The sequence below is a fragment of the Rhodococcus sp. NyZ502 genome (assembly GCF_041464245.1).
Lineage (GTDB): Bacteria > Actinomycetota > Actinomycetes > Mycobacteriales > Mycobacteriaceae > Rhodococcus_F > Rhodococcus_F qingshengii.
This window is the reverse complement of record NZ_CP167155.1, coordinates 180,357-200,425: the sequence shown is the minus strand read 5'-3', so window position 1 is coordinate 200,425 and position 20,069 is coordinate 180,357. Positions and strand designations below refer to the sequence as shown.

Sequence of the window (20,069 nt, the reverse complement as noted above, 5' to 3'; positions counted from 1 at the left end):
TGTTCGAATAATGTGACCTCCGCCACTTAAAAACTCGAGTTATCCACAGTTTCCACAGGTTCATCCACAGTTCTGGATGAATGAATCGGGCTTTATCCACAGGTCACGGGCAAGACCCTGAGAATTTGCTGACAGGTGTTAGCGAACGATGCACAGGCTCGAGGATGAATTTGACACCGCAGGTCAGTGAACTTTCGGGCGTCGACGTCATTTATCCCGGCAAAGTTCACAATCCATTCAGAAATTGCTCCCGAAAAGACAGAAAAGACCGGTATCCCCTTTTTATGAGAAGTCGGTTTTTGACACACCTGGAAGCATGACCGTCGATGACTTCTCCACAGCCCGAGCCAACTCTGACGTTCACCCCGAGACGGGTCACGCAGCTCGCGTTCGTGTTGATCGGATGTCAGCTCGTCATTCGCGTCTGGGTTGCCGCGAGCAATTACTTCTACTGGGACGACCTCATCCTGATGGGCCGTGGAGGACGCTTCCCACTCTTCTCGAGCGAACTCCTGCTCTACGACCACGACGGTCACTTCATGCCCGCGGCCTTCTTCTTCACCGGGTTGATCGCCCGTATCGCGCCGTACAACTGGGCGCTGTCGGCAACGCTGCTCGTCATCGGTCAGGCCGCCGCGTCGTTGGCGCTTCTGCGCACTCTTCGGTTGGTCCTCGGCCGGCGACCGGCACTGTTGATTCCGCTGCTCCTGTATCTGTTCGTCCCGCTGACACTTCCGGCGTTCTCGTGGTGGGCAGCCGCGCTCAATGCATTGCCGCTCCAGATCGCGCTGGCCTGGGCATGCGGCGACGCGATCAAGCTGTACCGCACCGGGCAGGTGCGCTACGTGTTCTCGGGCACCGCGGTTTTTGTCATCTCCTTGCTGTTCTTCGAGAAAGCAGTGCTCGTTCCGTTCGTGGCACTCGCTTTTCTGGTGCTGTACTTGCGCACACAAGGTGAAGGAACGCCGATACGAAGTGCGATCACGAAGTGCCGACTCCTGTGGACGGCCTGCGCCGCCGTGCTCGCGATCTGGATTCCGGTGTATCTGACAACTGTCGAATCTCCGATCACCGGATACGGCCGTTCGATGTCCACCGAACTGCTGCATCACGGAACGTCTTTGGGGATGCTTCCCACTCTTCTCGGCGGCCCCTGGCGCTGGGAGCGGTGGATCCCCAGCCCCGCCTGGGCCGATCCGCCGACGCTCTTGGTGGTCGCAGCCTGGACCGCGCTGCTGACGACGGCCGTGATGACAGTGCGTGCCCGACGCGGCGCTGCCTGGATCTGGGCTGCCGCGGCGCTGTACTTCCTGGCCTCCGTGGTGGCGATGACCGCTACCCGATCCGACACCGACACCACTTACGAGTTGGCGCAGACCTTGCGTTACTTCACGGATTCGGCGACGGTGTTCGCCCTCGCCGCCGCTCTTATTCTCGCTGCGCCTCGGCGACGTCCGGCCCGTTTGCCCGTCGCAGTCGCCGCCGGCCTGTCAGTGCTCTTCGTGATCAGTTCGCTCGTCTCGACCGTCACGTTCGTCGACATCTGGCGCGAGAACCCGACCCGCGACTACCTCGCGAACGCGCGAATGTCGTTGTCACAGAATCAGGATGCTCCACTGCTCGAGCAACCCGTCGCGATCGAAGTGCTCCTTCCCGTCGCCTTTCCGAACAATTTGGCAAGCAACGTTCTCGCGCCGCTGCCTGATCGCCCCGAATTCTCTTCCAGCACTCCGATTCTGCGCGCCATCGACGACAGCGGTCAGATCGTCGATGCCGAAGTGACCTGGACGAGAAGGATTCCCGAAGGAACGGCGCCGAACTGCGGCACCCGTGCCGAAGGCCCGACCGAGCTCCCCCTCGACGGCCCCCTGGCCGGCTGGGAATGGACGGTTCAGCTCAATTACCTCGCCAGCGCCGACGGAACGATCGATGTTGCGTTGGAGTCCGGCGACGCAGTATCCGTACCCGTCACCCAAGGTTTGCACTCGGTGTTCGTGCGCCTGGTCGGCCACGGAAACAGCGTGAAGATCACGCCGACAGCGCCGGGACCGACCCTGTGTTTCGGCGCCGGACAAGTCGGTGCCGTCGTCCCGACCAAGTGAAATAGTGGCAGAGTAGAACTCATGGAGCTGCGTATATTCACCGAACCCCAGCAGGGCGCTACCTACGAACAACTACTGACTGTTGCCCAGACCGCCGAAAAACTCGGCTACGGCGCATTTTTCCGCTCGGACCACTATCTCGCCATGAATTCCGACGGCCTTCCCGGGCCCACCGACGCGTGGATCACGCTCGCCGGAATCGCCCGCGAAACATCCACCATCCGCCTCGGCACTCTGGTGACGTCGGCTACGTTCCGTCACGCCGGACCGCTGGCCATCTCGGTCGCACAGGTCGATCAGATGAGTGGTGGCCGCGTAGACCTCGGCATCGGTGCCGGCTGGTACGAGGAAGAGCACCAGGCGTACGGCATCCCGTTCCCGGCGCTCAAGGATCGCTTCGAACTGCTCGAGGAAACTCTCGACGTCGTGACCGGTCTGTGGCGTACGACGGTCGGCGACACGTTCGACTACGACGGTAAGCACGTGCAGATCAAGAACTCTCCCGCGCTTCCCAAACCGCACCAGGTCGACGGTCCGCCGATCCTGATCGGTGGCACAGGCAAGAAGAAGACTCCAGCGCTCGCCGCTCGGTTCGCAAACGAGTTCAACATCCCGTTCAAGTCCCTCGAGGAAACGAAGGACATCTTTGCGCGGGTTCGTCAGGCTTGCGTCGAGCACGAGCGCGATCCGAACGAATTGGTGTACTCCAACGCTCTCGTCCTGTGCTGCGGCCGCGACGAGGCGGAGATCAAGAAGCGCGCCGAGGCTATCGGACGCGACGTCGACGAGCTACGTGAGAACGGTCTGGCCGGAACACCTTCGGAGCTGGTCGACAAGATCGGCACTTTCGCCGACGCCGGTTCACAGCGCGTGTATCTGCAGACTCTCGATCTCGCCGATCTGGATCATCTCGAACTCGTCGCAAGCGAGGTCATGCCCCAACTGCAGTAAGGAATGGGCCGGGATCTACAGCGCGTTCGCGTCGAGGAACGCGCGTAGGTCTCGGTCCCACTGGGCCGAGCGGGAACGGTCGAGAAAGACGCGCACCAGCATGAAAGCGATGACCAGCAGCGACATCACGCTGAACCAGGTGAAAACCCCGGTCACCACGGCTGCGACGTCGGCAGCACTCTGAGTGATCGGAGCTACGGTCTTGTCGCCCTGATCATTGACGTAGATGGGGACCTCGGTGCCGGCGGGCGTCGCCGAGTCGACAGTGACATCACCCGTGTGAACCTGGCCGTTCCAGTTCCACTGCGCGCTGGCCATTTCGGTGGTCGGCGCAATGTAATCGGCTGTCGAGGCGGTGGTCTGCGTCGAATCTGCTGTCGTCGTCGCCGAAATACTGTGTAATTCGGCGGATTGTTTGGCGATCAGTGCGTTCTGGCTCGAAGCAGTCGCAGCCCCTGCCCATACCGCGAGAGGCAGCAGAAGAATCGCGAAAATGATCAGACCGAAGGACATGAACCCTTCGATCCGATCACTGCGGCGAACCATCGGATCGTGGCCTACATGAATTGTGCGTCGGAGCAGCGACGCAGTTCCTCGCGTACTACCTGACATTGTGAGCTCAGTTCTCTCGACGACACACTCTTACATCGAGATTCCCTTTGTTTCGATCTAGTTGCAAGTGTTAACGAGCTGAATCACATGTGTCCTCCAACACCTGTCCAGTTATTCGCTCGGCGGAAGGATGTCCGTCTGCGCCGGAACCTGATCCTGACGGAGCAATCCGACCGGGCAACTGACGCCCGTGGCATGCACCGGGCAGTAACCGCCGGGATTCTTCGCCAGATACTGCTGGTGGTAATCCTCCGCGTAGAAGAAGTCGCGCAGCGGACCGATTTCGGTGGTGATCGCTCCATATCCGGCTTCGGCAAGCCGTTCACCGAAAGCGACGGCCGACGCATGAGCGATTTCTTCCTGCTCCGCGGACGTCGTGAAGATCGCCGAACGGTACTGCGAGCCCTGGTCGTTACCCTGACGCATCCCCTGCGTCGGATCGTGGTTCTCCCAGAAGTGCGCCAGGATCTGCTCGTAGGAGATCACTGCGGGATCGAAGACCACCAGCACGACTTCGGTGTGACCCGTACGTCCGGAGCACGTCTCTTCGTACGTCGGGTTGGGCGTGAAGCCGCCCGCATAACCCGCAGCGGTCGTGTACACGCCGGGAAGCTGCCAGAACTCCTTCTCGGCGCCCCAGAAACAACCCATCCCTACGACGACCGTCTGTAGTTCGGCCGGAAACGGCGGCGTCAGCGGATGCCCGTTGACGTAGTGCGCGGTCGGAACCGGCATTTTCTGCTCTCGGCCCGGGAGTGCGTCCTCAGGCGCGATCAGCGTGGATTTTGCGGACGCTCGTCCCAGAATGTCGTCGTACCAGCTCATGCTTCGATGCTACGCGCGAGCGACTGTTTCGCCACGCCGTGATCGCCCGGGCGCCGGGCAGCTCCACCCACCGGTAGCCGATTTCTGCTACCGCGGCCGTGGCCAGAAGGAAGAGCGCAAACGCCAGCGTCGGTCCGACGTACAAAACAGTGTTCTCGACGACGCGGTACAGGATCAGGGTGTGCACGAGATAGATGACGTAACTACGCGTCGAGAGCCACTTCACGACCGGCCAGCGCGTCGGGACGCCGTCGTAGCGGCCGATGAGAACTACCGCTGCAGCGACTACCGAAATGGTCCACAGATAGTGCTCACCGGCCCAGTAGACGCGGAACTGGGTCGCCACGATGATGACGTGCATCTGGACGAGGACGGCCGCGATCAGCCAGCGGCCGGGAGCGAGCTTCGCCCACGCGAGGTACATGATCTGGCCGAGGAAGACGGCCGGCAGCGTCGCGGCGATCTTGGACAGCATCGGCACGGTGTACGGCAGCGGCGCGTAGACGTTGTAGAGCAGCACCAGCGAGCACAGCGCACCACCGGCGAGCGGCATGACGATCGGTCGCAGCCGCAGTATCGGGCGAGCCGCGACACATGCGAGATAAAAGAGGAATTGAACGGTGAGTGTCCAGGTCACTCCCAGAACTGCTACCTCGGGCTTGAGAAAGAATCCGCCGAGAAAAAAGCTCATCAACGCTTCGGTATCGGAAATACCTTCCTGACCGCTGAACATTCCGTTGATTCCGAGGCGGACCAGAAGAATGGCAATCGCGGTCGCCACCCAGAATGCGGGCAGCAGTCGACTGAATCGGTTGGTCAAGAACTTTCCGGGGCCGTCGCGAATCGCGGATCGCGTCACCAGAGCACCGGTAAGCATCATGAATACTGCGACGCCGACAAAAGAGAGGTGCTGGTTGAGTTCGGCAGGCTCGATCAAAACGCCGTAGACGACGTCGATCACCCACCAACCCGAGCCGAGATCGTCGATGACGTAGAAAGAGATGTGGGAGTAGATCACGGCGGCAACCGCCAGGGCTCGCAGCAGGTCAGCGCCCGGAAGATTCACCCGAGGCGCGGCCGCCTCTGGTGATTCCGGGAGGAAAACTGGTGCGGGCATCGCGCAAGTTTAAGGTTCCGTTCACCTTTACGACGAATTTGCGCATATTAGCTTACCCTTAGATCGGAGCAAGTTCGGTTTCCCAAACTTTATTCTTTGGTGATTACTACCTGAGCCGGACTGTTGCGGACGGTGTACGAATGTTATTGGGTGGAAACCCGAAGAATGATTTGCACATACGCGAGTGACGTCACGCCGTGACCGGTGATCGACGCACTCTAAAGCACCAGGGCTCACCAGCCCGCAAAGAAGGGACCCTCGTGTCTGTTTACACGCTGCCGGAACTCCCCTACGACTACGCAGCCCTCGAGCCGCACATCTCGGGCAAGATCATGGAGCTGCATCACGACAAGCACCACGCGGCTTACGTTGCCGGTGCCAACGCTGCACTCGAGAAGCTGGCCGAGGCTCGTGAGAACGACACCATCGCAGCGCAGGCCAACCTGCTCGAGAAGAACCTGGCGTTCCACCTCGGTGGCCACACCAACCACACCGTTTTCTGGAACAACCTCAGCGCTGACGGTGGCGACAAGCCCGAAGGTGAACTCGCCGCAGCGATCGACGACAACTTCGGTTCGTTCGATCTCTTCCGCGCTCACTTCTCCGCGAACGCCAACGCCATCCAGGGCTCCGGCTGGTCCATCCTCGCGTGGGACTCGATCGGACAGCGTCTGATCATCGTCCAGCTCTACGATCAGCAGGGCAACATCTCCATCGGCCTCACGCCGCTGCTGCTCCTCGACATGTGGGAGCACGCTTTCTACCTCGACTACCAGAACGTCAAGGGCGACTACGTCAAGGCATTCTGGAACATCGTCAACTGGAACGACGTTTCGGCTCGCTTCGACCGTGCACGTACCCAGACCGCAGGTCTGATCGTCTAGTCACGCTCTTCTTGCGAACGGCGGCGCCTCACCAGGGGCGCCGCCGTTCGTGTCAGCAGAGCACCACCGAGCAGGACCGTCGTGGCTCCGAAGACCAATGCCAGTGTGCGAGTTCCGGAGTCACCGCTGCTCGCGGTGGTCTGATTCACGGCCACCGGATCCGACAGCACCGAGGTCAGCTGAACCTGCTGCGGGGTGGTCATCGCGGGAATACCGGATTTTGCGCCGTCGAGGCCCGTGACCAGTGACTTGGCGATTCCTTGCAGCGTCGTGAATCCCTGGGTGATCTGATCGGTCACGTCACCGAGCATCTGCGGCGCCTGATCAGCGATGGGAATGAGGCCGTCGTTCAATTGTCCGGCAGCACTGCTCAGTTGATCGCTCGCGCCTTGCAGCTGCCCGACAGCGGTGCGGACTAGATCACCGAGCTCCGTATCGGGCCCGACCGAGCCACCCAACAGCGCCGGAACGGTGCCCAATTGCGCATTCAGCGCACCGAGATCTGAACTCACACCGGCCAGTTGCGCTGTCACGTCAGGCGGGATCGGAAGGCCGTTCAGCGCAGTCTGCAGCGTGTCGATTCGTGTCTTCAGTTCCGCGGTCGAGGAAGACGCCTCCCCCAGCGTCAGGCCCAGTGAGTCCGCGCGCGTGGCCAGCTCTTCCGCCGACCCCGACGCCTGATCGACAACACCGGACACCTGATCCGCGACGCTCATCAGCTCCAACGCCCCGGACCGTGCGGTCTCGAGGTACGGCAGCAGAGTGCCTGCGCCTGCTTTCACCTGATCGATGGACTTTCCGGCCTCGTTGGTTCCGGCGACCAGAATCTGTGCGGTGGTGAGGTTTTGATCGATCGAGCGTCTGGCGGCCGACGTCTGAGCCAGCAGGCCCTTGATGCCGTCCGCGCCGACCTGCGCCGATACGGCCCGAGTCAACTCGGCCGACTTCTCCGAATCCGAGCCCTTCACCTCGAGGTCGACGCTCGCCTGCCGTGGATCCATGCCGAACATAGACGCGACGGTTTCGCTGAAGTCCTCCGGCACGGTCAACGTCGCGAAGTAGTTCCCGCCGGGGTTGTCGACCACCTGGAAGTCGAAGTCTTCGTTCTTGCCCAACGTGTCCACCAGCGTGTCGCCGGCCCGAAGTTCCTTGCCGTCGAGCGTGGTTCCCGCGTCGGCGTTCACGATCGCGACGGTGTTCGAGGTGTCGGCACCGCCCGCGAAGATCACGAACCCGATCCCCGCCACCGCAGCCGCGACGATCGCGGCCACACCACCGACTGCCAGCCGTCGACCGAGTCGTGACGGCCGGCGATGGGAGTTTTCTGTGGTGTTCTCGGCGCTCATGGGCGAGACGATAAAGCAACAACTTGTAGAAACACTGAGAGCCCTAGCCTGCGGGCGTGGCCGGCTTCTCAGACTCCTCTGGTTCCTCCTTCGGCATGTCCCGAGGTCCACTGATCAGGATGTCGGCCCAGCGCGTGGCTGGGTCGATGTCGAGCAGGACGGCCTTCACCAACAACGAGAGCGGGATCGCCAGCAGCGCTCCGAGCGCCCCGAGAACCCACGACCAGAAGACAAGTGAGAGGAACGTCATCGTCACCGACAGTCCGACGGCGTCGCCGACGAACTTGGGTTGGATGATGGACTGGATCACGAAGTTGATGACGGAGTAGACGACGATCACCCACAGCATCAGCCACGGCCCGCCCTGCAACAGTCCCAGGAGCGCCGGTGGAATCACGCCGATGACGAACCCGATGTTGGGGATGTAGTTGGTGATGAAGGACAGCAACGCCCACAGGACGGGCAGCTGAATGCCCATGAGCCACAGCGCGCCACCGTCGAGTACCGCCACGATGAGACCGAAGACCGTCGAGACCACCAGGTATTTGCGAGTTCCGGCGGCAAAGGTGGAGAGCGCGTAGGAGATTTCGGGACGTTGCTCGGACAACACATGCAACCGCGAGCGGATGCTCATGCCGTCGAAGGCCATGAACAGCAACAACGCGAGAATGAACACCAGATCCGACAGGATGCCGAGCAGGCCCTCCAGTCCGCTTTCGAGGACGCCCACAACCTTCGTGAGATCGACACTGCTGAGCGTGCTTTGGATCTGTTCGGTGCTCACTCCGAAGTCGGCCAACTTGTCGCGGCCCTCGTTGAGGAGGTTGGTCATCTCCTCGGAGTACTGCGGCAGGATCGTCGCCAACTGAGCCGTCGACACGATCAACGACGCCGCCAACCCGAGCAGGATCAAGTACACGGTGACCAGTGAGCCCAACATCCCGACCCACTTGGGCCACCCTCGGCGCTGTGACCAATCCTGAATGGGCTGAACGGCAATCGTCAGCACCAGGGCCAGGAATACCGGTCCGAGGATGCCGCCGAACACCTTCATTCCGCCGACGGCGACCACGGTGGCGGCAATACCGAGCAGGACGATCAAACCGCGCGGGATCGACCAGTTCTCGCTACCGGACAGCGTGGGGATCGGAGTGAGAGCCTCGACGGCCGGCTTTCCCTTCTTAGAGAACACCGGCTTAGAGAACACCGGCTTCCTTTGCCCGGCTCCTGATCTGGAATGCTCCCACGATCATGAAGAGGCCGAACAGGATTGCGTACCAACCCAACAACCAGATGAGGCTGATGATGCCTTCGCCGGGCGCGATGAGAAGAATGATGCCGAAGATGACAGCAAGCACCGATGCGGCGAGCAACCATCCCCAACTGGATCCGGGCAGCGCCTTCATCTTGAAGGCGCCGACAATTCCGAAGATTCCGAACATGATGGCGTAGAAGGCAATTATGTACAGCAGCACCAGCGCAGTGATGCCCGGCCAGACCAGCGCGACGATGCCGGCTCCGACCGAGACGACGCCCGTGAACACCCACCAACCCCACGAGCTCAGATGCTCGCGGTCCCGGATGGCGCGAACTATCGTGATCAAACCGTCGGCGATGGAGTAGATACCGAACAGGAAAACCAAGGCCACCAAGGTAATTCCCGGCCACACGAGCGCGATGATTCCGAAGATCACGCCGAAGATTCCGCGGATCAGGATCATCCACCAGATCTCTTTGCCGTACTGCACGAACGGATTCTGCGTGACCATCAGTAGCCTCCGAAACAAGCGGGTGTCTCTGACCGATTCAACAGCTCTTCAAACAGGGCAATACCGACAGATCGTATGACTCTTGTGACCTTTCCGCCCATCGAAACGCGCGGCTGATACCGAGTTGTGCTCTTCGGGTACGAAGCGAGGGGACTTTCAGCCTGCTTCTCGAATACTTGCTTCTCGAATACCGGGCGCAGTCCACGATCCCGACAGCACTGCCGCCTTCGGCCAGTACAGGCGCAGAAAGACGTTGAAGTCGCCGGACGGAGCCGGCAGCCAGTTCCGCTCCTTCTCATCACCAGGGGATTCGTGCTGGAGATAGATGTCGAGGGAACCGTCGTCGGCAAACACCAGATCGCTTCGATCGCCAATCGCGTATCGGTCGATCGGGTTGTCCACGAAGAACTGCCGCTCGTTCATCATCGTGAGCGACCAGAAGCCCTCGACCGGTGGCAGCTCGCCCTTCTCGAAGTGCAGGACGTACTTCTTCGCCCCGGTCAGCGGCTTCCCGTCGACGTCCGTCGTGGCATGCGGGTACACGGCATCAGCGTCGAGATTGGCCCCGAAACCGAGCCAGACGATCAGAGCCCGCTGAGCGTAATGGGTTCCGTAGTGCCCCAAGCCGCGGTGCATCGTCCAGCCGTTCTTCGGACTGCCCTCGGCCTCTTCGGCGATCTCGCTCAGCACATCCATACCGGTTCGCGCAGCTCTATCGAGGGCATCACGTACCTCCTGCGGACGCGACCTCCAGGGCAAGGAGGAGCCGATTCCTATGTCGGACAGTTGTTTCATCATCTCGGTGTCCTCCGGACGCGGAGGATTGTCGTCGAGAAGTGCGTCGAGTCTGGTGAAGAATGCCTCGCCGTCCATGGCGGCCACCTGGTCCACCGGCGGCGTCCGCGTGTCGACGGCAGGGTTCACCGGCATTTCACCGGGCGTGTAGTCCTGCGGGTCACCCGTCCACTCCGACAGAGGAGTGAGTCGCGTCCGGTCCTGCAGGCTGTGCACTTCTGTCAGGTCTGTTCCCCCCGACGTCGCGTAGCGGGCGACTATCCAGTTCATCGCCGTCGGAGACCGCAGCAGCGTCAAACCCTTGGGCACGTTGCCTTTCCAATTCGGCCCGGCCACCAGGTACGGTCCCCCGGTCCGCCCGACTGTCCGAGATCCCGGAACCGTGAACACGTCGCTCCACGCGTCGAGGATGGGGACCAGCCAGTACCGGGTGCCGAAGTCCGGCAGTGAGAGCACCTGCGGTTCCGTCGAGACGTCCAGCCACCCCGACGAGTAGAGAGTGTCCGCGTTGGGTGAGACGACATCGGTGAAGGTCGCATCCGGCGTCGTACGCGCGTATGCGAACTGGTTGAGCGGGGCTTTCATCGCCACCGGCGAAGGCACCGCCGTCATGACATCCCGCGATACCGCAGCAATCAACAGGGGATATCCGAAGATCCACGCCTGCGTTGCCAGGTCTTCCAGCCGAGAACGGTTCTTCGACAGAGTCATGTCTGCGCATACCACCGCCCTCACCAGCGCAAACCTGGCTGGCACTCTCCCTCTCTTGTGTGCCAGTACCGAATGGGTGCATATTTCGATTACCCAACGAGGTGTGCCGGACCGACGCATGCGCGTCTGCCCGAGATTTGCCCCAGCACCGAGGGAGGAACAGAAATGAACAGAAACGAAGCAATAGGCATTTCTCCGTTCCAAGCCGCTGGGTCTTTGCAGGGGTTCGTCATTTCCGGTCGTTGGCCGGACACCACCCAGGAGTGGGCGCAGCTTCTCGCATTGGCTGTCCGCGTGGCCTCGATGCCAGGTTTGTTGCCGACCACGACGGTCTTCGGGGTCCGTGAAGACGTTCCCGAAGATCCGCAGCCGGGCACCGTCGGTCTGGTGGTTGCCGAAGGTCCGGTACTCGGCGATTTCGCCTTGACACCCGGCCGTTTCTCCGACCATCAGCCACCGGCGCTGATCATGCTGCACCCACCGTCGGAAACCACGCCCAGCCTGCCGGAATGCGAGGGCAGCGCGTCGGGGTGTGTACTGCTGCCAGGCCTTCCCTATCTGGGTTTGGAGCATCGTGCGGCGTGGGTCGAGGCTGAGCCGGACGGCACAGTCGTCTCCATGATCAGTCGTGTCGGCATCGATCCGATCAGCGATCCCGACACCGCTGTTTTGGCCATGCTCCTCGCCTCGTGACGGCCCCGGTAAGCGATAAGTTCGGACTCCCAAACTTGTTGTGCGCTTTGCCAATTCGTTTCAGGCGCGCTAACGTGGGCAGCAACGAAGGGGAGTAGCCCCCAATCGCCCGTGTCGACATACTGGTTCGACGCGCTCCGCCTGGTGCGGATCGCGAAGCACCCGGCCTGGCGAACCGAAGGTCTTGTGGCCTCGGTGGGCGAGACCTTCGGCCGGACAAGCGCACCCACTGCGCCTGCCCAGGCCGGAGGCTCGCATTTTTCCTCCGACCTACACCGACCGGAGGAGTAAATCTTGCTTGCCGCAATACTTTTGAGTTTCGGCGTCATTTTTGTCGCAGAACTCGGTGACAAGTCGCAACTGATGGCAATGACGTTTGCCTTGCGCTATCGCTGGTGGGTCGTCCTCGGCGGAATCACCGTCGCCACCACCCTTGTTCACCTCGTCTCGGTCGCCGTCGGCCACTACCTGGGCGTCGCCCTCCCCACCGCGGCGATTTCCATCGTCGGCGGTATCGCTTTCCTGATCTTCGGCCTCTGGACCTTGCGCGGTGACGATCTCACCGACGACGAGCAGAACAAGGCCGGTCGCGTCACGCGATCCGCCTTCATCGCCGTCGCCTCGGCCTTCTTCCTGGCAGAACTCGGCGACAAGACCATGCTCGCCACCATCACCCTTGCCACCGACAACGACTGGATCGGCGTCTGGATCGGGTCGACGGTAGGCATGGTGGCGGCCGACGCTCTCGCCATCATCGTCGGCTCGGTGCTGGGCAAGCACCTTCCGGACGGATTCATCAAGATCGGCGCCGCGGTGCTGTTCTTCGTCTTCGGTATCTGGCTGCTGCTCGAGGGCATCTTCCCGGACTCGTCGGCCGGCATCATCGGCGGTGGCGTTGTCCTGGCCGTGTCCGTGCTGGGTGCACTGGCTCGGATGATCTGGAAGCGCTCCCGTGCGACCGACTCCGCTACGCACCTCGTCGACGACAATCGGACGCCGATCGACTGACGCTCAACGAATAACGTCGCCGGCGCCCCAAATTGCGACCGGGACATGACCTTCCGCCACTCCGCTCGGTCCGAGTAGCTGCCCGAACCGCTTCATCGGGTACAGCGAGACACGTCGATCGAGGATCCGCACACTACCGATTCGGCGGAGTCGATCCTCGACGACAAGACTCTGCGCGAGGCTGCTCAGCCACACGCTGATCAACATGTTCGCTGTTCCGGTGGTCGCTACCAACAATCTGATCTCCGGCCAACTCGACACAAGATTGCCGAGTTCGTCGGTGGAACCGTCCACAGCGACGTCGAAGATCACTTCGAACGGTGAACCGACGGCCTGTTGCGAGACATCGCAGCGGAAAATCAACTGTTGCGACGCAGTCAGTTGGGCCAAGCGCCGTCGAATCGCAGTCTCGTTCGTTCCACAAATCGCGGCGAGACGCGCATAGCTGGCACGTCCGTCACGGCCGAGCGCCTCCAACAGGGCACCGTCGGACTCGCGGAACTCTGTCGGATCTGCCGGCACCGCAGCGCCCTTTGTCGATGCCGTTGCCAGCTGAGCCCGACCCGCTTGCCCCAGAGCGCCCGGCTCCCAGCTGAACCCGTCCCGGTACACCTTCACCCCGACCCGGCTTCTGATCGACAGAATTCCAGGATCGGCGGCAAGGTGCTCACACACCAAAGCGTCCAAACTCTTGTGGTCGGCGGCCACGACTCCGACGAAATATTCGTACTCGCCTTCCGTCCTGGCCAACAGATAGGCACAGGAGAGTTGACGTAACAGCTCCCCCACGTCGGCAACGGAATCCTGTGTGGTCCTGATCAAGAGATAGCCGAATATGTGGGTTCGACCGATTGCGACCGCGTTGACCCACGAATGACCGTTCGAAACGAGGCGACGCCACCGGCGGGCGATCGTCGTCGAATCCATGTCGAGCACTGACGACAACTGCGTCCACGACGCGCGGGGGTTGAGCTGAAGTGCATTGATGATCTCCAGATCAGATTCCGCGATGACAAATGCGTCGGATTCCGGCTTCATCGGCCCAGTATTGCCGGATTACTGCATTCTGGTCGGTGATCCCTGCCTGTTTGCCAAAGATGTGTGAATCACTTCACAGGTTCACCACTTGGAGGCCCAGTGCTTCGCTCCACCAAAGTCACGGTCGCGTTGCTGTTCTTCGCGTACGCGATCGACTACATAGATCGGCTGGCGATCAACCTCGCTCTCCCCTTGCTCGGTGAGGAGTTCGATCTCGACTACTCCCAGCGTGGATTGATCATCTCCACGTTCTTCATTGCATACACGCTGGCCCAACTGCCTGGTGGACTGCTCGCCGATCGATACGGCGCAGTCCGGATGGCTCTGATCGGGTTGGTGGCGTGGAGTGCCTTCACCGGCCTCACTGCCCTTGCCTGGTCGTTCGGGACGCTTCTGGTTGTTCGCTTTCTCTTCGGTCTCGCGCAGGGAGTGTTTCCGGCAGCTGCAGTAAAGCTCGTTGCCGAGCGGAGCATCCCGGAGCAACGTGCCACTGCCACAGGATGGATGAACAGTTCCAACGCCGTCGGTACGCTTCTTGCCATCGTTGTTGCGGCAGCACTTCTCCCGTTGATCGGCTGGCGTGGAATGTTTCTGGCCGTCGCGGCGCTCGGCGTACTCTCGCTCGTCAGCATCAAGTTGTGGCTCCCGCCGGCACTTCCGGCGGAGAACGACCACGGTCCGGATTCCTCCTGGGACAACATGCGCACCGTACTTCGCTCCCGCGCGATGTGGCTCTTCGCCTTGATGTTCTTCGGATACGACTTCGTGATCTGGGGGATGTCGTCGTGGGTTCCGTCGTACCTCCATGACGAACGTGGAATCGCCCTCTCGAGCGCAAGCCTCCTTCTGATTCCGGCTACCGTGGTGGCCGCCGTGACCACCGTCATCGGCGGGCGAATCTCCGATCGGCTGGCTGGCAACAGTCGTGTCGTCGTGGTGCCGTCCATGCTCGCGTGCATCGTGATGCTCGTTTCGATTCCTTTCGTCTCCAACACGGCCTTGTTCGTCGTTCTCGTCACCCTCGGATCTGCCGCTGCCTCTTTCGCTTTCATGCCGTGTTTTGCACTTCCGCTTCGTAGCCTGCCTTCGTCGGTGGTCGGAGCAGCCTCGTCGATGATCATTTTCGGCGGCATGGTCGCCGGAATAGTCGCGCCGTTGGTATTCGGATTCATCGTGGACCACCTCTCCTGGTCAGCAGCGTTCGTATCTCTCGCGCTCGGGCCTGTCGTGGCGATCGTCGCGGTCATGGCAGCGCCGCAAACCCGAGAAAAGATGCTGAACCTGGTGCAACTGAAAACCGCCAACTGAAAGAAGATCAACCATGAATCAACTGCTTTCGAATCTCGAGTTCGGAGACCCGTCGCGGTTGCGAACCGTCGAGCCGCACTGGTTCGAGCTCTACCGGGACCTACACGCACACCCCGAGTTGTCCGGCGACGAAACTCGCACCGCCGCAATTGTTGCCGAGGAACTTCGGCGAATCGGCGGCTGGGACGTCACGGTCGGGGTCGGCGGTACGGGTGTCGTCGGTGTTCTCGAAGGGAGCAGCGGTCCGGTGATCCTGCTACGCGCCGACATGGACGCGTTGCCGGTGGCAGAAGACACCGGGCTGTCCTACGCCTCCAGAACTGATGGAGTCATGCATGCGTGTGGCCACGATGTCCACGTAACCGCGCTACTTGCCACGTGCGCCGCACTTTCCGCGGATTCGACATCGATCACCGGGACTGTTGTCGCGGTCTTCCAGCCTGCCGAGGAGACCGGCTCCGGCGCTCGCGCGATGGTCGACGACGGAATCTTCGACCGCTTCCCACGACCGGACCTCTGCCTGGGACAGCACGTGGGCCCGACTCCGGCGGGGATGTTGGTCAGCAAACCCGACATCTTGATGGCAGCATCCGACACGATACGAGTGGTCTTTCGCGGCCGTGGTGGACACGCGTCCTCACCGTACGCATGCATCGACCCTTTGTTGATGGCAGCGTCTTTCGCGCTGCGCATTCAAAGTCTGGTCGCTCATGAAGCGGCAACCCCGACAGCACCTGTGCTCACGGTGGGAGCCTTGCACGCCGGCACAGCTGCGAACATCATTGCCGACGACGCCGAACTGCTACTCAGCCTGCGAACTTTCAGTGCGTCGTCGCGAGATCACATGCTCGAATCGGTGGGCAGGATCGCTCGCGCAGAAGCGGACGGAGCCGGCGCCGTCGAGACGCCGGACGTTCATGCGTACAACGGCTTTCCGGCCACGGTCAACACTCCGGACGCCACGTCCACAGTGATGTCCGACCTGCGACAGGCCGGCTTGGGAATGCACACTCTGTCACAACCACTTTCAGGTAGCGAGGACTTCGGAATCTTCGGCACCGCCGCCCAATGCCCCTCCGTGTTCTGGCATTTCGGCGGAACGGCACTGCAGAGTTTCGACGGAACCGCCCTTGCCGCGCTCGCCGAGGGACGGATACCACCCGGCACGCCGTCCAATCATTCACCGCGCTTCGCCCCCGATCCCGCCGCTGCCCTACCCGAAGGTGTTACAGCCATGACCGCGGCCGCGCTGGGAGCCCTTGCGCGGAGCGCGTGATTCCCACGCATACTGTCCCAGGGAGATAACGTCATGTCAGACGAACTGCACTACCTCAGCGCCACCGAAGCCATTGCTCACTTTCGCGCGCGGGAATTGTCTCCGGTCGAACTGCTACAGGCAATCATCGACCGAACTCAGAAGTTCGAACCTCACATCAATGCCTTCACCGAAGAGATGTTCGACGAGGCACTCGCAGGCGCCCGGGATGCCGAGAGCCGGTATCGCGGCCAAGGACCCGACCCGCGGCCACTGGAGGGAATTCCGGTAGCTGCCAAGGAAAAACATGCCATTGCCGGAAAGTCGCTGACCGAAGGCTCTCTGGCGGGGCGCGGCAACATCGCCCGCGAGAACGCACCGGTGATCGACCGAGTTCTGGCAGCAGGCGGTCTGATTCACGCACGCACGACGACACCGGAATTCTGCGTCGCGGCATTCACACACTCTCCTTTGTGGGGCGTGACCCGCAATCCCTGGAACCTCGATTACAGCCCCGGAGGTTCATCCGGAGGAGCCGGCGCCGCACTGGCCGCCGGAACTACTACTCTGGCAACAGCATCCGACATCGGCGGGTCGACGCGAGGCCCGGCAGGCTTTACCGGCACCGTCGGTCTCAAGGCCTCGTACGGGCGTATCGCCGGGGTCGCCCCGCTGTCCATGGATTCCTACCGTGGCGACGGTCCGATGGCCCGAACTGTCGACGACGCAATTCTTTTGGCCAACGTTCTGATCGGGCCGGATCCGCGTGACCATTCTTCCCTGAGGCCGGCGATCACGCTGCCACACGAGTACCCGTCGGTCGAGGGAATGCGAATTGCCCTGTGCCTGCGGCTCGGTGACTTCCCCATCGAGCCTGACATCGAGGTGAACACCCGGGCTCTCGCACAGTCGTTGGTCGATGCCGGCGCGATCGTCGAGGAGATCGAGTTGCCGTGGACTCGTGATTCGATGGCAGCAGCGGTGAAAGTCCATTTCGGAACGATCATGGGTGCATCCGTCGCGGAAGTTGCTCGCGTCCACGGTGATCTTCTTGCCGACTACACGCTCGACAACGTCGCGATCACGTCGAAGGGCGCTGCGGAAATGTCATTTCTGGACGGCCTTCGCAAGGAAACCCAAATGCAACGAGAGCTCGCCGAGGCGATGGCTCCCTTCGATGCGCTGATCTGCCCGACTTCGGGCACCATCGCCTTCCCGGCAGGCGAGTCTTTGCTCGACGGCCTCACTGTGGCGGGTCAGCACGTGAATAACACCGCCGAAGCACTTCTCACATTGCCGTTCAACGTCGCCAATCGGTGCCCCGTATTGGCGGTGCCGAGTGGACACGCACACAACGGCGTTCCCACGGGCGTCCAGATCGTCGGCCATACGTACGACGAACCGACCGTGTTCCGGATCGGCAAAGCACTGGAGAAGATCCGCCCGTGGGCATACACCGACCAGCATCAACCGAAGCTGAATGTGGTGACGCCGGCGTCCTCTTGATTGCTGAGGAGATCAGAGCTTGGCTCTGATCTCCTCAGCAATCGGCTGGAACTGCTCGAGGAATGTCAGGGCCCAACCGAAGGACGCGACGCCCTCGTAGTCGAACGAGTACACCTGATCGTTCTTGACGGCGCGCAGACGCTGGAAGATGGTGTCGTTCGCCAACTTCTCGTTGATGGGACCCTTGCCACTGTTGGTGATGATGACGTCGGCCTCGTCGAGTAGCTCTAACTGCTCCTTCGGGAACCACTCGTTGCTGCCGGCGGGAATTGCGAGTGAGCGGTCGTTGAACTGGAACCCGGCCTCGCTGATGACCGTCGTCTGATACTTGGTCGGCGAGTACAGCGAGAAACCACTCTCCTCGAAGTACGTGGTGTAGACGACCTTAACCTTGCTCAGCACATCAGCGTTGTCGCTGCGGAACTTGGCGATCCGCGCCTCGTACCGATCTGCCAACTCTTGAACCTTCGCGCTCTGGTTCAGCGCGTCCGCGACTCCGAAGGCGCGCTCCTTCCATGCGTACTGCCCGTCTTCGGCAAAAACCGCGGTCGGTGCGATCGACCGGATCTGCTCGTAAAGATCCGGGTTGTTCTCCGACAGCAGGTTGGTCATCACGATCAGGTCGGGAGACAAAGCCGCTATCGCCTCGGCGTTGGGCTCGTACCAGCGTCCCACCTTCGGGAGAGACCGCAGAGCGGACGCATAGGGTTCCGGGACGCCGTCGGCGTTCTCGTAGTCGACCGGCAATCCGACCGGTGTGAACCCGGCGTCGAACATCGCGGGGCCTGTGTAGTAATCGGCGCTGACCACCCGTTGCGGGTTGGTGGGCACTTCCACCTGCCCCAGAGCCGTGTTGATGGTGCGCATCGAACCCTCGGCCGATTCACCGGAGCTGGTTCCGCAGGCCGTGAGCAATCCGATCCCCGCCAAGGCACCGGCTCCGAGGAAACCGCGTCGGGTAAGTGCTGCGGTGATGCGAGCGAATTCGGCATCGGTGTCAGCGGTGGGCAATAGAAGTGATGTCATGAAAGTGCCTCCAAGGCGCCGGTTTCGAGTTCGTTGAGCCAGTTGATTGCAGTGCCGTAGTCGGTGACCTGAGTGCTGATTCCGAATACCCGGGCCGAAGCTGCTGCCGGAATGCGGCTCCACAGCGGGCTGGCGAAGACGGATTTCATTCCTGCAGAATCAGTTCCGTTCGGCTGCTTCGGGTAGATGACGACGGTGACGTCCCGCAGCATTTCGAGTTGTTCGAGCGGGAAGGCTTCGAAGCCGGTGGCTGGGCGCAGATCCGGGATGAATTCGCCGCGGGTCACGTTCAGGTCAGCGAGCATCGCGCCGGTCACTCCGGTTGGATACAAGATGGAGAAGTGCCCTTCCGAACCACCGATAGCAACCTGGGCCCACCGATTCTCGCCAAGCTGCGCGGCGTATTCGGTGCGGATTCGCTCTTGCATCGCCTGATACTTCTCACGATTCGACGTCAATGCCGAACCCTTGTTGACCGCGTCTGCGACACCCTCGGCGACAGCGCGCCAATCCGATCGGTTCGTGCCCGAATACACCGCTGTCGGAGCAATTTTCGAGAGCTCGCGGAACATGTCCTCGTCGATCTCGTACGCATCGCCGACGATGAGATCAGGCGCGGCAGCCACGACGGCTTCGCGGTTGACCTCGAGGAAAACCCCCACCGTGGACAAGCCGTCGATGAACTTCTGCTGTGTCGGGGTGAACTGGTCGATGTAAGCGCTGTAGTCGAGCGTCGCCACGGGTCGGGCGCCGACGGCTTGCAACTGCCACGGGGTGTTGTATGAGACGGCGACGATGCGCTGCGGATCGACGGGAACATCCACGGATCCGTAGTGCGTCTGCACAGTACGAGTTGCGTCGTCCGCACCGTCCCCGCCCTCCCCACTACTGCATCCGACGAGAGCAAGTGTGGACAGCGCGGCGGCACTTCCGCCGAGAAAGCCGCGTCGAGTCAGGGCAGCGGTGATGCGAGCGAACTCTGCATCGGTATCTGGAGTCGGTAACAGGAGCGATGTCATGGGTTTCCTGACGGTTATCCGAATTAGGGCTACCTAAAATTACTCTCACCTGCGCCGTTACGGTGAAGCCTCTTGGCCAAGACATATCTCTTTCGCGCCAAGCC

At 61.5% G+C, this 20,069-nt stretch carries 18 protein-coding genes; 8 read left to right on the top strand and 10 right to left on the bottom strand.

Going from position 1 to position 20,069, the window contains the following annotated elements; genetic code table 11:
* The first annotated feature begins 326 nt into the window (after positions 1–326).
* Both ACBG85_RS00975 and ACBG85_RS00970 read left to right on the top strand, forming a co-directional pair.
* Positions 327–2,102 (top strand): hypothetical protein, encoded by a 1,776-nt coding sequence (locus ACBG85_RS00975; RefSeq protein WP_372025850.1) that lies wholly within the window; start codon positions 327–329, stop codon positions 2,100–2,102.
* Between the two features lie 21 nt (positions 2,103–2,123).
* The gene (locus tag ACBG85_RS00970; protein ID WP_003944174.1) at positions 2,124–3,053 is read left to right on the top strand and encodes an LLM class F420-dependent oxidoreductase; all 930 of its coding nucleotides are present in this window, start codon (positions 2,124–2,126) and stop codon (positions 3,051–3,053) included.
* Between the two features lie 15 nt (positions 3,054–3,068).
* Here the strand turns inward: ACBG85_RS00970 and ACBG85_RS00965 are convergent, their stop codons facing one another.
* From ACBG85_RS00965 to ACBG85_RS00955, 3 genes are all read right to left on the bottom strand, one after another.
* The gene (locus ACBG85_RS00965) at positions 3,069–3,566 is read right to left on the bottom strand and encodes a hypothetical protein (RefSeq protein ID WP_257216396.1); all 498 of its coding nucleotides are present in this window, start codon (positions 3,564–3,566) and stop codon (positions 3,069–3,071) included.
* Positions 3,567–3,776: 210 nt separating this feature from the next.
* A complete protein-coding gene (gene msrA / locus ACBG85_RS00960; RefSeq protein ID WP_020905733.1) occupies positions 3,777–4,490 on the bottom strand; it encodes a peptide-methionine (S)-S-oxide reductase MsrA in 714 nt (237 codons plus the stop codon).
* Complete coding sequence (locus tag ACBG85_RS00955; protein WP_047272742.1) at positions 4,429–5,607, bottom strand: acyltransferase; 1,179 nt, start codon at positions 5,605–5,607, stop codon at positions 4,429–4,431. Before ACBG85_RS00955 ends, msrA begins: the two co-directional genes overlap by 62 nt.
* 260 nt (positions 5,608–5,867) lie before the next feature.
* On the opposite strand from ACBG85_RS00955, the gene ACBG85_RS00950 reads away from it, so the two are divergent.
* Positions 5,868–6,491, top strand: coding sequence for a superoxide dismutase (locus tag ACBG85_RS00950; RefSeq protein ID WP_003944189.1), 624 nt, complete (start codon positions 5,868–5,870; stop codon positions 6,489–6,491).
* Here the strand turns inward: ACBG85_RS00950 and ACBG85_RS00945 are convergent.
* The 4 genes from ACBG85_RS00945 to ACBG85_RS00930 all read right to left on the bottom strand — a co-directional run bounded on the left by ACBG85_RS00945 (position 6,488) and on the right by ACBG85_RS00930 (position 11,112).
* Complete coding sequence (locus ACBG85_RS00945) at positions 6,488–7,837, bottom strand: hypothetical protein (RefSeq protein WP_341513928.1); 1,350 nt, start codon at positions 7,835–7,837, stop codon at positions 6,488–6,490. The two genes, ACBG85_RS00950 and ACBG85_RS00945, sit on opposite strands and share 4 nt — an antisense overlap.
* Before the next feature lie 43 nt (positions 7,838–7,880).
* The gene (locus ACBG85_RS00940) at positions 7,881–9,029 is read right to left on the bottom strand and encodes an AI-2E family transporter (protein ID WP_372025847.1); all 1,149 of its coding nucleotides are present in this window, start codon (positions 9,027–9,029) and stop codon (positions 7,881–7,883) included.
* A gap of 4 nt (positions 9,030–9,033) precedes the next feature.
* A complete protein-coding gene (locus tag ACBG85_RS00935; RefSeq protein ID WP_042453221.1) occupies positions 9,034–9,606 on the bottom strand; it encodes an HdeD family acid-resistance protein in 573 nt (190 codons plus the stop codon).
* Positions 9,607–9,762: 156 nt separating this feature from the next.
* The gene (locus ACBG85_RS00930; protein ID WP_372025845.1) at positions 9,763–11,112 is read right to left on the bottom strand and encodes a DUF1254 domain-containing protein; all 1,350 of its coding nucleotides are present in this window, start codon (positions 11,110–11,112) and stop codon (positions 9,763–9,765) included.
* Positions 11,113–11,277: 165 nt separating this feature from the next.
* Between ACBG85_RS00930 and ACBG85_RS00925 the strand changes: the two genes are divergently transcribed.
* Together ACBG85_RS00925 and ACBG85_RS00920 are read left to right on the top strand one after the other, a co-directional pair.
* A complete protein-coding gene (locus ACBG85_RS00925; RefSeq protein ID WP_003944138.1) occupies positions 11,278–11,805 on the top strand; it encodes a hypothetical protein in 528 nt (175 codons plus the stop codon).
* Between the two features lie 294 nt (positions 11,806–12,099).
* Positions 12,100–12,813: a TMEM165/GDT1 family protein gene (locus tag ACBG85_RS00920; protein ID WP_007735982.1), complete on the top strand. Its 714-nt coding sequence runs from the start codon at positions 12,100–12,102 to the stop codon at positions 12,811–12,813.
* Between the two features lie 3 nt (positions 12,814–12,816).
* Here ACBG85_RS00920 and ACBG85_RS00915 read toward each other — a convergent pair whose 3' ends face one another.
* Positions 12,817–13,851, bottom strand: a complete 1,035-nt coding sequence (locus tag ACBG85_RS00915; RefSeq protein ID WP_047272740.1) for an Lrp/AsnC family transcriptional regulator — start codon at positions 13,849–13,851, stop codon at positions 12,817–12,819.
* A gap of 99 nt (positions 13,852–13,950) precedes the next feature.
* On the opposite strand from ACBG85_RS00915, the gene ACBG85_RS00910 reads away from it, so the two are divergent.
* From ACBG85_RS00910 to ACBG85_RS00900, 3 genes are read left to right on the top strand one after another with little or no spacing between them, the layout of a single operon-like run.
* Positions 13,951–15,159: an MFS transporter gene (locus ACBG85_RS00910; protein WP_372025843.1), complete on the top strand. Its 1,209-nt coding sequence runs from the start codon at positions 13,951–13,953 to the stop codon at positions 15,157–15,159.
* Positions 15,160–15,172: 13 nt separating this feature from the next.
* Complete coding sequence (locus ACBG85_RS00905; RefSeq protein WP_075831776.1) at positions 15,173–16,435, top strand: amidohydrolase; 1,263 nt, start codon at positions 15,173–15,175, stop codon at positions 16,433–16,435.
* A gap of 33 nt (positions 16,436–16,468) precedes the next feature.
* A complete protein-coding gene (locus ACBG85_RS00900; protein ID WP_075831774.1) occupies positions 16,469–17,920 on the top strand; it encodes an amidase in 1,452 nt (483 codons plus the stop codon).
* Between the two features lie 12 nt (positions 17,921–17,932).
* Here ACBG85_RS00900 and ACBG85_RS00895 read toward each other — a convergent pair whose 3' ends face one another.
* A complete protein-coding gene (locus ACBG85_RS00895; RefSeq protein WP_054831752.1) occupies positions 17,933–18,946 on the bottom strand; it encodes an ABC transporter substrate-binding protein in 1,014 nt (337 codons plus the stop codon).
* The gene (locus tag ACBG85_RS00890) at positions 18,943–19,965 is read right to left on the bottom strand and encodes an ABC transporter substrate-binding protein (RefSeq protein ID WP_218695350.1); all 1,023 of its coding nucleotides are present in this window, start codon (positions 19,963–19,965) and stop codon (positions 18,943–18,945) included. Before ACBG85_RS00890 ends, ACBG85_RS00895 begins: the two co-directional genes overlap by 4 nt.
* Positions 19,966–20,069: the final 104 nt, after the last annotated feature.